The 13,554-nt window shown below is 60.0% G+C and carries 12 protein-coding genes and 6 pseudogenes; 12 read left to right on the forward strand and 6 right to left on the reverse strand.

Annotation, left to right across the window (positions count from 1 at the left end; translation table 11 throughout):
- The first annotated feature begins 3 nt into the window (after positions 1 to 3).
- The gene (tnpA, locus tag BPNPMPFG_RS36135) at positions 4 to 453 is read left to right on the forward strand and encodes an IS66-like element accessory protein TnpA (protein WP_183455045.1); all 450 of its coding nucleotides are present in this window, start codon (positions 4 to 6) and stop codon (positions 451 to 453) included.
- A complete protein-coding gene (gene tnpB / locus BPNPMPFG_RS36140) occupies positions 434 to 601 on the forward strand; it encodes an IS66 family insertion sequence element accessory protein TnpB (RefSeq protein WP_258598636.1) in 168 nt (55 codons plus the stop codon). The genes tnpA and tnpB (BPNPMPFG_RS36140) overlap by 20 nt, the downstream gene beginning before the upstream one ends.
- A 12-nt stretch (positions 602 to 613) precedes the next feature.
- Here the strand turns inward: tnpB (BPNPMPFG_RS36140) and BPNPMPFG_RS36145 are convergent, their stop codons facing one another.
- Both BPNPMPFG_RS36145 and BPNPMPFG_RS36150 read right to left on the reverse strand, forming a co-directional pair.
- Positions 614 to 2,704: a recombinase family protein gene (locus tag BPNPMPFG_RS36145; RefSeq protein WP_258598638.1), complete on the reverse strand. Its 2,091-nt coding sequence runs from the start codon at positions 2,702 to 2,704 to the stop codon at positions 614 to 616.
- The gene (locus BPNPMPFG_RS36150) at positions 2,682 to 2,870 is read right to left on the reverse strand and encodes a hypothetical protein (RefSeq protein ID WP_183465755.1); all 189 of its coding nucleotides are present in this window, start codon (positions 2,868 to 2,870) and stop codon (positions 2,682 to 2,684) included. The genes BPNPMPFG_RS36145 and BPNPMPFG_RS36150 overlap by 23 nt, the downstream gene beginning before the upstream one ends.
- A gap of 333 nt (positions 2,871 to 3,203) precedes the next feature.
- Between BPNPMPFG_RS36150 and tnpB (BPNPMPFG_RS36155) the strand changes: the two genes are divergently transcribed.
- Both tnpB (BPNPMPFG_RS36155) and tnpC read left to right on the forward strand, forming a co-directional pair.
- Positions 3,204 to 3,398: an IS66 family insertion sequence element accessory protein TnpB gene (gene tnpB / locus BPNPMPFG_RS36155; RefSeq protein ID WP_258598639.1), complete on the forward strand. Its 195-nt coding sequence runs from the start codon at positions 3,204 to 3,206 to the stop codon at positions 3,396 to 3,398.
- Positions 3,399 to 3,452: 54 nt separating this feature from the next.
- A pseudogene (gene tnpC, locus BPNPMPFG_RS36160) lies at positions 3,453 to 5,008 on the forward strand (IS66 family transposase).
- 69 nt (positions 5,009 to 5,077) lie between these two features.
- On the opposite strand, the pseudogene BPNPMPFG_RS36165 reads toward tnpC, so the two are convergent.
- A pseudogene (locus BPNPMPFG_RS36165) lies at positions 5,078 to 5,605 on the reverse strand (IS5 family transposase); the annotation flags it as partial.
- A 130-nt stretch (positions 5,606 to 5,735) separates the two neighbouring features.
- On the opposite strand from BPNPMPFG_RS36165, the pseudogene BPNPMPFG_RS36170 reads away from it, so the two are divergent.
- The 7 genes and pseudogenes from BPNPMPFG_RS36170 to BPNPMPFG_RS36200 all read left to right on the forward strand — a co-directional run.
- A pseudogene (locus BPNPMPFG_RS36170) lies at positions 5,736 to 5,987 on the forward strand (IS110 family RNA-guided transposase); the annotation flags it as partial.
- Positions 5,988 to 6,028: 41 nt separating this feature from the next.
- A complete protein-coding gene (locus BPNPMPFG_RS36175; protein WP_183455338.1) occupies positions 6,029 to 6,325 on the forward strand; it encodes a FliH/SctL family protein in 297 nt (98 codons plus the stop codon).
- Positions 6,325 to 6,555: a hypothetical protein gene (locus tag BPNPMPFG_RS36180; protein ID WP_183455339.1), complete on the forward strand. Its 231-nt coding sequence runs from the start codon at positions 6,325 to 6,327 to the stop codon at positions 6,553 to 6,555. Before BPNPMPFG_RS36175 ends, BPNPMPFG_RS36180 begins: the two co-directional genes overlap by 1 nt.
- Positions 6,556 to 7,019: 464 nt before the next feature.
- Entirely contained in the window at positions 7,020 to 7,316 is a 297-nt protein-coding gene (locus tag BPNPMPFG_RS36185) for a DUF2604 domain-containing protein (RefSeq protein ID WP_183455340.1), read from the forward strand.
- Positions 7,309 to 7,926, forward strand: coding sequence for a putative metal-binding protein (locus BPNPMPFG_RS36190; protein WP_183455341.1), 618 nt, complete (start codon positions 7,309 to 7,311; stop codon positions 7,924 to 7,926). The genes BPNPMPFG_RS36185 and BPNPMPFG_RS36190 overlap by 8 nt, the downstream gene beginning before the upstream one ends.
- On the forward strand, positions 7,923 to 8,411 hold the full coding sequence (locus BPNPMPFG_RS36195; RefSeq protein ID WP_183455342.1) for a Mov34/MPN/PAD-1 family protein: 489 nt from the start codon (positions 7,923 to 7,925) through the stop codon (positions 8,409 to 8,411). The genes BPNPMPFG_RS36190 and BPNPMPFG_RS36195 overlap by 4 nt, the downstream gene beginning before the upstream one ends.
- Before the next feature lie 3 nt (positions 8,412 to 8,414).
- Entirely contained in the window at positions 8,415 to 9,974 is a 1,560-nt protein-coding gene (locus BPNPMPFG_RS36200; protein ID WP_258598641.1) for an E2 ligase fold family C protein, read from the forward strand.
- Positions 9,975 to 10,039: 65 nt separating this feature from the next.
- On the opposite strand, the pseudogene rlxS reads toward BPNPMPFG_RS36200, so the two are convergent.
- A pseudogene (gene rlxS, locus BPNPMPFG_RS36205) lies at positions 10,040 to 12,009 on the reverse strand (relaxase/mobilization nuclease RlxS).
- Between the two features lie 5 nt (positions 12,010 to 12,014).
- Here rlxS and BPNPMPFG_RS36210 point away from each other — a divergent pair.
- Positions 12,015 to 12,284: pseudogene (locus tag BPNPMPFG_RS36210) on the forward strand (ATP-binding protein); the annotation flags it as partial.
- Between the two features lie 21 nt (positions 12,285 to 12,305).
- Here the strand turns inward: BPNPMPFG_RS36210 and BPNPMPFG_RS36215 are convergent.
- Positions 12,306 to 12,683, reverse strand: a complete 378-nt coding sequence (locus tag BPNPMPFG_RS36215; protein ID WP_258598642.1) for a DUF5615 family PIN-like protein — start codon at positions 12,681 to 12,683, stop codon at positions 12,306 to 12,308.
- 4 nt (positions 12,684 to 12,687) lie between these two features.
- Positions 12,688 to 13,338 (reverse strand): annotated as a pseudogene (locus BPNPMPFG_RS36220) (DUF433 domain-containing protein).
- Between the last annotated feature and the right edge of the window lie 216 nt (positions 13,339 to 13,554).

Raw genomic sequence — 13,554 nt, forward strand, 5'->3', positions numbered from 1 at the left:
GTGATTGAGGACGATGAACAGAAACTGCTGGTGAGGCGAATTTTGCGTAACGGCCGCCGGCGGTACGACGCGGCGTCAAAAGAGCGGCTCGTTGCGGCCTGCCTTGAGCCTGGCGTGTCGGTATCGGGACTTGCGCTTGAACATGGGATCAATGCCAACCTTCTTAGGAAGTGGATAAAGACGACCAAAGACGCCGTTGCTTTGCCGCCACCTGCGCCGTCGGCGTTCATTCCAGTTCAAGTCAGCGCCGCGGAGTACAGCCTGCCTATGCAGGGCAATTCGGTAGAGAGGCCTGCCACGCGTGGTGAAGAGCGGCTGTCGAAGTCGTCGCCACTCCCAGCCAAGGTGAGCGCGTCTTTGCCGAACGGCGTGAAGTTGACGCTGGAATGCGGTGATGTAGACGCGTTGACGGCGATCATCGGAGCACTGGGTCATGTTCAGACTGGGCGCTGACCTGACAGTCTACCTGCATCGCGAACCGATCGACTTCCGCGCCGGCATCAACAGCCTTGCGGTCCTGGTTCAGGAGGTGATGGAGCTCGACCCGTTTGCGCCTGCGGTCTTTGCCTTTTGCAATCGCCGTCGCCAGCGCGTTTCATAATGCTTCCCTCTGTTAGAGTCCGGGCAATCGGACAACCTTATCATATTGATAATCTTCATAAATCTGTGGCCGTCGCCCAACCACACCCTGCACCCCTATCAGAACAGCCTCTGAGGTTAGTGCTTCAATCGGAACCATCCACTGTGAGCCCGGCAAGATTTGCGTTGCGGGCAAGATGCCCTTCTTTACAAGGCTTTTCGCCGATCCGATGCAGATACCGAGCCTTTCGGCAGCTTTCATCAGGCTAATCACGGGACTGCCCGCTTTTGTGGGATCATATTCTGGAATGCCCAACCGCTCGCGCATGTCACGAACACGCACCGCCGTCCAACCCTCACCATCACCGGTCTTGCAAAGCATCCGATTGAGGGACACTGCGAGCTCCCGATCTGGCCAATGTCCGCCCAGCTTTCGTAGTGCCTCTACGGCGGGCGGGGCCATATCGCTCGGATATCGGCCAGTCTTGACACGCGCCACGCGTACCTCAGTATGGCGGCCACCGGTCCAATGGATCAGCAGCACAGCCTCGTGGGTCGTATCGTCGAGATCGCAGATGATCTCCTGGACCAGAATATGGATGAGCCGCTGCTTTGTCCGCGTATCGGTTGACGGTGCATTCCAGGCTGTCGGTAAGTCATGGGCAAGCTGTAGAAGCCGGCCACGATCAATTGCTGGACGTGCTGCCGACAGCGCGGACAATTCTTCGATCTTGCGCTCAAGCACGCTCACACGTTCCAGTGCATCGTTCCAACGGGCTTCCAGTTCGCGTGCGACATGACGTTTGGCCGGATCGACCAGCTCGTATCTGCGTCCGGCCAGTGACGCCTCATAGCGTGCGCCTTCAAGGTCCCGCTCAATTGCCGCTATAACATCTCTTGCGGACCGCTCAACCTGATCCGAGGCGAAGATCGCCGCTTCGACAGCGCGATCCGAAACCGCTTCCAGAATCTGAGTGGCCACGGCACGATCGACCCTCACGCCGCCAATTCCGATGCAAAGCCCGAGACCCACACGAGCGTCGTCGCCGCGGCATTGATAGCGATGCGCGTTGCCCTTTGCGCTGCCGTAGAAGACACGCATCATTCGGCCACAGCGGCCGCATCGCATCAGTCCCGTCAACAGCGCACGACCGCCACGCGCCGATTTGCGATCACAATTCCTCTTCATGTGTGCGTTCTCGGTCAGAAGCTTCTGGTTCTCTTCATACTCCCGCCAGGTGATGTAACCTTGATGATTGTCGCGCAGCAATACACTCCATTCATCCCTGGGCTTGCGCAGCCCGTTGGCCTTGCGAGCGCGACCATCGATGATCAACGTTCGTTGTGCTCGCCTTCCGAAGGCATAGGCGCCCGCGTAGAGTGGATTGTGGAGGATCTGCATGACGCTATGATAAGCTGGCGCCTTCCAGACGAGCTTGCGCACTTCCACGTTGCGCAAGACGACGGGCATCTTGATATCGGCCGACCGCAGCCACAAAAAGACTTGTCGCCCACTTCCCAGTTCCCGGAATTTGTCAAAGACGAGCCTGATCGTCTCCGCCACATGTTCGTCCGGATCGATCTCGATCTTGCCCGCCTCACTCCAGCAGAAGCCCGGAGGCAACATGAACCGGAACTCCCCGCGTCCCGCCTTGGAATCGCGCGCGGCAATGCCGCGCTGACGGATCAAACTCAGTTCGTACTCCGCCATCGTGCCTTTCAGCCCAAGCAGCAGACGATCATTGACAAGCCTTGGATCAAAGGCGCCATCTGGATCGATGACCAGCGTACCAGTGAGCGCGCACAGATCGATCAGATGATGCCAGTCCCGCCCATTGCGCGCCAGACGCGATGCCTCGATGCAATAGACCGCTCCTACGTTACCTGAGCAGACCAGCGCGACAAGCCGCTCAAACCCAGGTCGCTCCACGCTGCCTGAGCCTGAGCGTCCAAGGTCATCATCGATCACAGTTACCGATGCAAACCCGGTCGTTGCGGCGGCACCAGCCAGATCATATTGCCGGCGCTGGCTTTCGAGATTGCCCATCACTTGCGCCATGGTTGACTGGCGGACATAGACAACCGCGGCGCGGCCCAGATGGTCAGACGTGATCTTCGTGTTCATCTACGCCTCCCGTCTTCGCCGTTTTGCTCGCTTCCAAAGCCTCCAACAGAAGATCCGCCAGCGTCTCCACCAGTCCTTTGACGTTCTTGACCACCGGAACCTGACGATTTTGACGCTCCAACTCCAAAACGAGTTGGTCGCGATTTTGATGTCGCCTGTTTCGCATCACCCTTCTCCTTCTTCCTCGAAGGACGAGAGCTTGCGCCTCCTGCCTGAGTCGCGCCGAACGACGCCAACGCGGCCCCCAATTCATTCAGGCCATCAATGCTTATCTCGGGTGGTCCAAGCCTCATTCCGCTGCAATAACTCTCGTCGAACATCCAGTTCGGCAACTCACGGGAGAGGTGATCGGGACGCTCGTCCGTATAGATGCACATCAGGGTCTTGCCGCGCCGATAACGCGAGACCTGCACCTTGCAGCCGAATAGTGGATGCCACGGATAGGCGATCGTCGCAAAACGAAAACCGTATGTAGAATGTCGGTCGTTGGCGCGACCGGATGAAACTCTTGTTCTTCGACCGGTCCGGCTTCGTGCTGGTTCTGAAGCGGCTGACCGAAGACAGGTTCCGATGGCCACGCCGGGAGACGGCGGTGGTTACGCTGACAACCGAGCAGCTCCATTGGATTCTCGACGGCATCGACATCGATGCAATGGTGCGCCATCCGGTGCGGCAATATCAGGTTGCGGGCTGACGGCTCCCGAATTGTGCGGTTGACGCGTCGGTGCGGTTCAGATTCAAAACTACGATGAATCGACCTGGCGAACCGACTGTTGAGGAGTTGATGGCGCGCATTGCTGTGCTGCAGGCGGAGAACCGTCAGCTCGCAGAACGCGTGGTTAAGCTCGAGGAAGAGTTGGCGCTGGCTCGCTCACATCGTTTTGCGCCCAAGAGCGAAAAGCACGTTGATCGCCTCTTCAATGAAGCCGAACAGGTTGCCGATGAAGACGACGCGGGAAGCGAAGATGGCAATGTCATCGACCTGCCCGACACCGGCTTTCCGTCCACCGAAAAGCCGGAGGGAAAGAAGCGTGGCCGCAAGGCCCTGCCGGAACACCTGCCGCGCGAGCGCGTCGAGTATGACCTTCCCGAAGATCAGAAGGCCTGTCCTTGCTGTCGTCACCGGATGCACCACATGGGCGAGGCCATTACCGAGCAGCTTCATATCGAGGTGAAGGCGAAGGTCCTGCAGAATGTGCGCTTCAAGTATGCCTGCCGCCATTGCGACCGCACCGGCATCAATACGCCGGTCGTGATCGCGCCGATGCCCGCGCAGCCCTTGCCGGGCAGCATCGCCACGGCCTCGACACTGGCATTTGCTCTTGTTCACAAGTACGTCGACGGCACGCCGCTCTACCGCTTGAGCCAGGCATTCGAGCGAGCCGGCGTGCCCGTCAGCCGCGGCGCTCTGGGGCATTGGGTGATCGGATCGAGCGAGAAGCATCTCTCCCGCATTTATGACGCACTGAAGCTGCGGCTCAGGTCTCAAGCACTCATCCATGGCGACGAGACCACCGTCCAGGTCCTGAAGGAAAAGGACAGGGAGGCCACCAGCACATCATTTATGTGGGCATACCGGAGCGGCGAAGAGAGTAACGAGCCGATCGTGCTGCTCGATTATCAACCGGGTCGCGGCCAGATTTATCCGCAGGCCTTCCTCGGCGATTACCGCGGCATACTGATGAGCGATGGCTATACCGCATGGCGCACGCTGGCAGGGGCCACCCATGTGGGATGCATGGCCCATTCCAGACGTCGCTTCGTCGATGCCCTCAAGGCGGTCCGCCGGAGCAGGCGCTCAAGTTCTTCGAGCAGCTCTACCGGGTTGAAGGCCAAGCGCGGAACGAAAAGCCGGACAAGGGCGAAACACAAGCCGATTGCATTCGCCGCTTTCGCCAGCAACACAGCGTTCCCATCCTCAATGCTCTCAAGATATGGCTCGACGACATCGCGCCGAAGGTCTTGCCCGATAGCAAGATCGGCGACGCCGTGTCCTACACTCTGAACCAGTGGGAGTACCTGACGCGATACAAAGAAGACGGCAGGATGCCGATCGACAACAACCTCCTCGAACGCGATATCAGAATCTTTGCCACCGGCAGAAAATCCTGGCTGTTCAGCGATACCGTGGATGGAGCCAGGGCCAGCGCCGTCATATACAGCCTGATGCTGACCTGCCGCGCCTGTGGCGTCGAGCCCTTGGCCTACTTGCGCCACGTCCTCAGCGAATTGCCGCAGCGCGCCACAGACGCCGACATCACCGACCTGCTGCCCTTCAACTTCGCCAAAACCGCCGCTGCATGATCCGATGCAGCTGTCTGACAGCGACCCCGTCAAACGGGCCGCGTCAACGCGCATGGAAATGAGCGCTTACACTTGAGAGACATCGCCAGTGTCCTGATCAGTCAGGGTATGGGCAATGATCTCGCCGCTGTCGGCATCCAGTGCCAGATGCAGCTTGCGCCAACTGCGACGGGATCTGGTGCCGTGCTTCTCCTCCAGCCACTGACCCGCGCCGTAGACCTGCAGGCCGGTGCTGTCGACAAGAACATGCACTGGTCCCTCCGGCGGAACCTGGCGATCATGCCGTTTGTTGAGCGATTGCCATGTCCGCGCCCGACGGCTCAGGGTGGTATGATCGGGGACAGCGAGCGCCAGCCCCATCAGTTGCAGCACCGATTCCAGCAAGCCTTCTGCCTGGCGCAGCCGCAGGCCAAACACAAGGCCCAGCGTCAAGGTGGTCTCGATCGCCAGATCAGAATAGCGGTGCTGGCCGCCACGTGTCTTGCGTCTTGGCGCTTGCCACCTGGACAGAGCTTCCGGCGTCACCCACAGGGTCAAACTGCCGCGATGACGAAGTCCTGCCTCATATTCTGGCCAGTTCGTCACCCTGAACTTCATCTTCTCAATATGATGGCGGCGGCTGGTATTGGGGTCGGAACAAGATGGGGTGGTTGCCGCCCTCCCCAGACGGCATCGCAGTGTGCCAGAGTTGTGATCCATAAAGGTCACACAGCGGAGAGGACGGCAAATGAAGAATATAATGATCGGGATTGATCTGGCAAAAAATGTTTTACAGCTCCACGGGGCGTCGATGACGGGCGAGGTACAGTTTCGCAAGAAGTTGTCGCGCGGGCAGTTTCTGCGTTTCATGCAGAGCCAGCCGACGGCTGTTGTCGTCATGGAGGCTTGCGGCAGCGTCCACTACTGGGCACGCGAGTTGATGTCGCTGGGCCATGAGGTCAAGCTGATCGCACCACAATATGTGCGCCCTTTCGTGAAAATATGGTCAGGTGAGCATATACTGCGGCAGTGCAGATCGCTATGCGCGGTCTGAAATTCGCGGGCCACAACTCCCTCGTCCGAGTACGTGTGGCACCGTCGCTCCTAGAGGCGGTCCGCAACCGGTTAGACGAGATCCCCCCGACCGCGACATCGCGCGCCGTCGTCGACCTGATCGCCGACGCGCGCGTAAAGGATGCGGGATGCATTCTCGAGACCGATGCCGGACTGGTCGACGCCACGATCGAGAGCCAGCTTGCGGCGATCGAAAGCGGCCTGCGTAGCGCCCTACTAGACTCTGCAAAGCCAAACCATAGTGATGTCGGAACACCAAGGTGATGTCCGAGCCAGCCGAGCCGACGGACGCTATTTCCCCCGAGCACGAGAACATCGATCGTTTCTTCCAGCTCGCAAAACGAGCAGTTGCGCAGGCTTCGACAATGCACGTCCGCGGCCGTGTCCTCCAGATCGTTGGAACGGTAAAGCGTGTCTGTGATTGCTGCGCCGTCGGCAGCGACGATTTCGCAGGCCCCACATTCGCGGTGACCGGCAGTGTTTTGTGGCTGTAGCGACGCGGCGCCCAACTCGCGGCCATTCTCAAGGTTATCGCCACGCGCAAGTCAGGTTTGCCCATGACTGCATTGACCGCTGCCGTCATGTCCTTCTCAGCCTTCGCGTGGGTCAGGCTGCCGCGCTTGAAGCCTTGAATGACAGTGCGCTCGTCTGGTTGGTCGTCGAACGGACGTGTGCCGATGGTCAGTGGAGCAGGCGAGTGAGAGAGAACATCAATAGGCGTGTCGCCAATATTTTCGCAATGCTCTAATCGATTAGAGTTGTGAAGAGCAATTTTAGCCCGTTTACTTGCGGCTCAAGTCACGCATAAAAGAAGGTAGCACCGAATCGGTAGCTTATCCCCTGTCTTTCGCGTACCCGCGGTCCGTGGCGCCGAGTGGACGATTGAAGACCGCCGGTCTCACTAGCAGGTGGGCACAAGGGCCTTGGGGCCGGTTGGCAAGCCACAGGAGTAGGACAAATGTCGAAGGATTCGGGTAAGGGCGATAATCACGGCGGCGGGCCAGGCAAGATCGAGATCACGGTGGTGGTGAACGGCCAGCCCACGCAGGTCGAAGCCAATCCCAACCAGCCGCTTCACGTCGTTCGTACCAAAGCCCTTGAGAACACGCAGAACGTCGCCCAACCGGCCGAGAATTGGGAATTCAAGGACGAGGCCGGCAACCTGCTCGACGCTGACAAGAAGGTTGGCGATTTCGGTTTCGCGAGCATTGTGACCCTGTTCCTCAGCCTGAAGGCGGGTGTAGCAGGTGCCTGAAATCCAAACTGTGGACCCTGCGGTCTCGCGAGCGAAGTTCGATCGGCAGATCGGCTGGTTCCAAACACAAGCAGGTGCTTACCGGGCTCAGGGTTGTTTCCTGATCGAGGCGAGCTTCCCTACGGCCTTCTTCATCTTCGCACCGCCCAAGATAAAGCCCCAGATAATCGGTGCAGCTGTCCAGATTGACTTCTCCAATTACGACCTCCGACCTCCGTCGGTGGTCTTCGTCGACCCCTTTACGCGCCGGCCGATTGCCCGGAAGGATTTACTGTTAAGGATGCTAAGACGACCGCATCTACCCGGAACCCCACCGGATATGATTTCGGTCCTCATGCAGCAGAACGCTCTGTCGCTATCGGACTTCATCCAGGCCAATAGTGCGGAACACACCCCATTCCTGTGCATGGCAGGCGTCCGGGAATACCACGACAATCCAGCCCATTCAGGTGACTCATGGCTTCTCCACCGGGGTTCTGGCGAAGGCTGTTTGGCCTTTATCCTGGACAAGATCATCAAGTACGGGACCGGCCCCGTGGAGCAGCTTCAGTATCAGTTCCAAATCTCAGTGGGAGCCATGGTAGTACCCCTACCGGCCATCCCGGAATGAGCGCTTTGACGGATGTAACGACGGTGACTCTCCCGCGCGGCTGCATCTCGACCACGCATGCGCATCTGCGCTCGGTTGGTCGCGAGGGCAATGAGGGGATGGCGCTCTGGGTCGGCGTTCAGGAAGACCAGTATTTTGCCGTAACAGAGACGGTTATCCCGGCGCAGCGTCACATTCGGACGGGCGATGGTGTTTGCGTGATAGTTCCGGCCGAGGAACTACACCGGCTCAATGTCTGGCTCTACAAGAGCGGCCTGAAACTCTTGGCCCAGATCCATAGCCATCCGGGCCGAGCCTACCATTCGACGACCGACGACGCTTATGCGGTTGCTACCACGGTTGGGTGTCTGTCGCTGGTAGTGCCGAATTTCGCCCGCGAGCCTTTCGATTTTGCTCGGGTGGCCGCCTATCGGCTTGACGGAAAGGCCAACTGGAATGCGCTCCCTTCCGCGGCACTGTCGCGAATGATCACGATAACGAGTTGAACAATGGCATTCGCTAACTTCATCGACCGTGCCGCCACGGCGGCATCGCAGGTCCTGGCCAATTTTCATCTGGAAGACTTCAAAACAGCTCTTCAAAAGCAGGTCGTGGCCGTCGCCTTCGACGATCAGGCCGCTTCGTGCGCCGAAGGCCAGGCGACACTAGATCTTGCAGTGAGATTGCTCGCCAGGCTCTATCCCGTTCTGGCGATACTCCCGCTGGACCGCGCGGCGAGCTCTCAAGCCCAAGCGCTGGAGCGCTTGGCAAAGTCGATCAATCCAAAAATCGGCATCCGGCGTTCCGGCAAGTCTGCCACGGTCTGCGTAGTTGCAGGGGTGTCGCGCCCATCACTCCGGTGCCCGACCTTTTTCATGGGATCGGACGGTTGGGCGGCAAAGCTGTCGCTTACGGACCCGGTGGGCTCTGGCCCGAGTTTGCTGCCCTATGGAGCTGGCGCCGCCAGTTGCTTCGGCGCCGCCAACGTCTTTCGAACCATCTTCGCCGCCCAGCTGACCGGCGCCGAGTTGGACGAAAACATCGACCTCTCCTTATACAGCTACGACAAGACCAAAGCCGGCGAGGCAGGCCCGATCGACTTCCCTGTCGACCTTGGCGAAACGCACCTCGTTGGGCTCGGCGCGATAGGCCATGGCTCGCTTTGGGCCCTAGCGAGACAGCCCGGCCTGTCGGGTCGCCTGCATGTAATCGATCCCGAGGCGATCGAACTCTCAAACCTGCAGCGCTACGCATTGGCCGGCCAGGCGGAGATAGGCATGTCCAAGGCGGTCCTTGCAACCACCGCACTTCGATCGACCGCCCTCAAGGTCGAGGCGCATCCGCTGACGTGGGCAGAATATGTTGCGCGCCGGGGCGATTGGGTCTTCGACCAAGTGGGTGTGGCGCTTGACACCGCCGCCGACCGTCTGGCTGTCCAAGGGACTCTGCCCCGATGGATCGCGAATGCCTGGACCCAGGAGCACGATCTCGGGATCTCCCGGCATGGTTTCGATGACGGCCAGGCTTGCCTTTGTTGCATGTACCTGCCGTCCGGGAAATCCAAGGACGAGCACCAGTTGATTGCCGAGGAACTCGGAATACCGGAAGCACACGAGCAGGTGAAAACGCTCCTGCAGACCAATGCCGGAGTTCCCAACGACTTTGTAGTTCGGGTGGCTACAGCGATGGCTGTGCCGTTTGAACCGCTAGCCCCGTTTGTTGGCCAGCCCATGCGCTCCTTTTATCAGCAGGCTATCTGCGGCGGTCTGGTGTTCCAGCTCAGCGATGGAAGTCGCCTCGTTCGAACCGTAGTTCCGATGGCCTTTCAGTCAGCGCTTGCCGGGATTATGCTTGCCGCGGAGATGGTCAAACATAGTGCGGGTTTTCCCATGAGCCCGACGACGAGCACTCGGGTGAATCTTCTGCGCCCGCTTGGCTCTCACTTGCACGATCCGAAGGCCAAAGATTCCAGCGGCCGCTGCATCTGTAGCGACGACGATTTCATTGCCGCTTACAGGCGCAAATACAGCAAGAGCGTTGAACAGCTAAGCGATGTCTCCGCCGCCTAAGCAGACGTAGACGTCTCTGTTGCCGGGGGGGGCGGCGGCTTGTGCGCGTTAGGATGTGGGCGCCACTATGACACGCTTGGCCCGCTCCTCTGGCGGCCGATGGTCCATGAAATCCCCTCCCCGCTCACGATCCCGGACACCTCCTTGCCTATGTGCCGCTCGAGCACGGGCCGCCATGGCACCAGTGTGAACTCGCGCGACTTTTCAACGACGGCATGTTTTCCGCTGGCAAGCTCTACAGAGCGGCGGAGAGTACCCTCTACTCGTTCTCCGGATCGCGCTTCAGCATAGGGCAGACCAAGTTCCTCCGACAGTTGGCCGGCAACTCGATTCAACTCTCGCTGGCGCAGGATCGAAAGCATGTTGGCGCGATAGACGATCCGATCCTGTTCCTCGTGCGCGAGGCCTTGCGCGATCAGCCACTGCCGCCGACGGGCTTGGGCATCTCTCACGTCACGGCCGAAGCCCGATCTGTGCAAAGGCTCGGGTCTCCCGGCAACCAGCTCCCGGTCCAGCCAGGTGACGCCGTCAAAACCGACCTGCCGCTCCAGCGGCATCGAAGAGAGCCTGCCGACGATTACCGGTTCAGCCTTTGCGCGCTGCCGCTCGTATTCCGATGCGCGCTCAAGGTGATCCGGCGCGATGATCCAGGTGCCGTCGGCCTGACGCTCCACACCGTTGGTTGCGCGGCGGATTGCTTCAAGCCGCCGCACGTGTGTTTCGGCGAAGCGTTCGGTGGCGGACGGGTGATGCTTGAGATGGATGTCGATGTTGTAGCGCCCGTCGTGGGCGGCGGCGATCTCGGCGACGGTCCGGTCAACTAGCCTGGGCTCGGTGTTCCTCGGCGTGACACGCACGATGCAGCCGTCGGGCATCGGTTCTGTCGCCTCGCCTCTGCCGATGTCGATCCAATGGCTTTTGCCGTCCACGCCGTCGACGATCAGGTAGTGCCGGTCGTTGATCTCGTCAGCCAGCCCGCGCGCGACAACGCGGCCGATGACCGGCTGGCCTGGCTCGCTGGATCGATCGTGGATCACACAGTCGGCGGCACTGCGGTCGAGCCCGTTGCAAGTCAGCTCGCGATGCATGGTCTTGATGATGTCGCCGCGCTCCCCGATGCGGCGCAGCGTGGGCTCGAGCTCATCATCCAGGCGCCAGCGGCCCGACCCGATCTCTTCGGCGAGGCCCATCCTCTCCAGCTTGCGCAGACGTCCCTGTTGCAAGGTCTGACGAAAGGCGTCGCGGCGGTCCGGCGAAACAAGCCCGTCGTCGCGCATGCGTATCAACTGGCGGTCGATGCTGGTGAAGCGTTCCTGCTCCGTCTCCTGGCGCAGGCGCTGCTCGATCTCGCGGTCGGTGCGGGGACCGAGGTCGAGGCTCACCAGCTCGGTCGCGCGCTCTCGCAGACCAGACGAAATATACTCCCGCGCGATGACGAGATTCTCACTGCGGTCGTCCTTGCCACGGACAATGATATGCGTGTGCGGGTGGCCGGTGTTGAAATGGTCGACCGCAACCCAGTCGAGCTTCGTGCCGAGATCTTCTTCAAATCTGCGCCATGAGGCGCCGCGTGAGCGGTTTGAGGTCGTCATACTCAATGCTGTCTTCGGCTACGACGATGAAGCGGAATTGATGGCGGTCGCCATCAGCACGGTCGAAGAAGTCCTTACCGTTGGCGCGATCGCTTTTGGCGCCATAAAGCTCGCCAGGCGCGCCTTCCCGGGTGACGCCATCGCGCTGGATGTAGCGCAGATGCGCACGCGCCCCGTCCTTGCCCTTGCCGGCGAGCTTGACGACCCTGGCCTTGACGACTACCCGCCGCTGCCGAAAAGCAGCATACCGGTCGCGTGATTTCAGCAGCGCGGCGGCCGCTCCACCTCGCGCCGTCCGGCTTCCGTTGAAGCGGCCTCCGCGCTTGGGCCGGCCGCCGGCTCGGTTGATCGCCGTCCGGATCTGGCCGGCGTAACGTTTGCCTGCCTTTGATCCGCGGGAGCCGATTTTTGCCCAGCTTAGGCGTGAATTCGTCGTCCTGCATGCCAGAGGTTGAGTGGCGGCATGCGAGAACAGCTTTCGGTTCTGACCCGGCTGGCTTTCGCCCGTCTGCTCGCCAGCGACGGCCGACCCACACCGGGCATCCTCGATGACGCGTTGGTCTATTCCGATGACGATCGCATTGAGCGCATGTTCGACGCTTTGCATCGTCAATCACACGATCAGCAGATTCTCGTTTTCTCCTGCCGCCAACGCGCGTTCGCAAAACTCGGCGGAAACATTTTGCAGATGAGCGACTGGCAACCGGGTCGGTCATAAGCGGAGATCGCGCAGCCTCAGCTAGGGCGACGGCAGATCGTATCGTGTTACGATGGCAATGCCGTTTTCGATCTCGATTTCGATAACCTCATTAATCAGGAATTCCTCTGGGCCAAGATCGTCGAGGAGAGCATCGAAGAGCTCTCTCTGTTTTTCAGGCCCGACCTGAGGGACGACGATGATCAGGCCGGCGTGAACCGGTTCTTTGGCATAGAGCTTCCTGAAGTCCTTAGCATTGTTGGTGACGAAGGTGAAATCCCCCTCGATAATGAGTGGCATGAGGTCCCAGTCGGTTTCGCCGCTTAGCCCAAGCCAGTTGACGTGGTTTGCTTCATGTCCGCGTTCTTGGGCTACCGCAACCAGAGACGTGTGCAGGCACTCATCGACCAGAAACCTCACGAGGTCACACGCGTCTCGACCTGGCCGACGGACGTGGGTCGCCCTTCAAGACCACGCGCTTCGACGACTTTATTTTCACGCCCTGCTCGACCAGCTTCTTGGGCCGCCCACGAACCGGGTGCGCGGCGACCCACATCCTGGCGAGCTCAATCACGCGCGGCGTGAGCTTTGGATATCCCTCCAGAACCTCCGCTTCATATGCCCCCCTGGGCTAGCATCCTCGTGATCATGCGAACAGGAATGCGGGTTCCTTTGAAAACAGGCTCTCCGCCCATCACCCCTTTGACGCGGCCGATGGCAGCCTCCGCTTCATCGAGATCCACGATGCGCGCTTTGAGCTGTTTACGCGCCTCGGCGACGTCGACGATAAGCAGGTCGTCGGCCCTTACGGTCTTGGCCTTTGGGGCAGCTTTGATTTCCTCGAATAGGCGGTGGCGACGATCAGCGGGCAATGTCGCCCCACGCCATACCAAAGCTTAAGCCGCAGCAAATCTTCGCCGGTCAATGCCCGTCGGACGACCCCACCGACGCGCCGAGCAGTGCTTGGCACAGTATCGACAATGCGTTTGTCGATCGCATTGTGCACGGCCTTGATGCCGATCCCGCTGACGGCGGCTGCCTCTGCGGGGGTATAGATGCGAGCAAGTGCGCCCATTATTCTTCTCCTTGTAAAGAATAATATAGGCCGTTTGACTTCCTTCGTAAAGGCACGCGTCTTTGAAACCACGGCGGTTAGCAAAGGCGGTGATGAGCCAGCCAGGAGGCCTCACAAACCCGTGAGACTCGAGACGGCAGACTTGGCGCAGCCGAGGCTGCCAACCTACGGCCTCCTTGTTCGGAAAGCCAAACCACGGTGTCCGAAAATTGTAGC

It is taken from the genome of Mesorhizobium sp. AR07 (genome assembly GCF_024746815.1).
Classification (GTDB): Bacteria; Pseudomonadota; Alphaproteobacteria; order Rhizobiales; family Rhizobiaceae; genus Mesorhizobium.

What these genes read in the sequence shown, in the direction of transcription:
- tnpB (WP_258598639.1), top strand. Translation starts at nt 3,204, where the DNA reads ATGAAACTCTTGTTCTTCGACCGGTCCGGCTTCGTGCTGGTTCTGAAG.
- BPNPMPFG_RS36195 (WP_183455342.1), top strand. Translation starts at nt 7,923, where the DNA reads ATGAGCGCTTTGACGGATGTAACGACGGTGACTCTCCCGCGCGGCTGC.
- BPNPMPFG_RS36180 (WP_183455339.1), top strand. Translation starts at nt 6,325, where the DNA reads ATGTCCGAGCCAGCCGAGCCGACGGACGCTATTTCCCCCGAGCACGAG.
- tnpB (WP_258598636.1), top strand. Translation starts at nt 434, where the DNA reads ATGTTCAGACTGGGCGCTGACCTGACAGTCTACCTGCATCGCGAACCG.
- BPNPMPFG_RS36150 (WP_183465755.1), bottom strand. Translation starts at nt 2,870, where the DNA reads ATGCGAAACAGGCGACATCAAAATCGCGACCAACTCGTTTTGGAGTTG.
- BPNPMPFG_RS36200 (WP_258598641.1), top strand. Translation starts at nt 8,415, where the DNA reads ATGGCATTCGCTAACTTCATCGACCGTGCCGCCACGGCGGCATCGCAG.
- BPNPMPFG_RS36145 (WP_258598638.1), bottom strand. Translation starts at nt 2,704, where the DNA reads ATGAACACGAAGATCACGTCTGACCATCTGGGCCGCGCCGCGGTTGTC.
- BPNPMPFG_RS36175 (WP_183455338.1), top strand. Translation starts at nt 6,029, where the DNA reads ATGCGCGGTCTGAAATTCGCGGGCCACAACTCCCTCGTCCGAGTACGT.
- BPNPMPFG_RS36185 (WP_183455340.1), top strand. Translation starts at nt 7,020, where the DNA reads ATGTCGAAGGATTCGGGTAAGGGCGATAATCACGGCGGCGGGCCAGGC.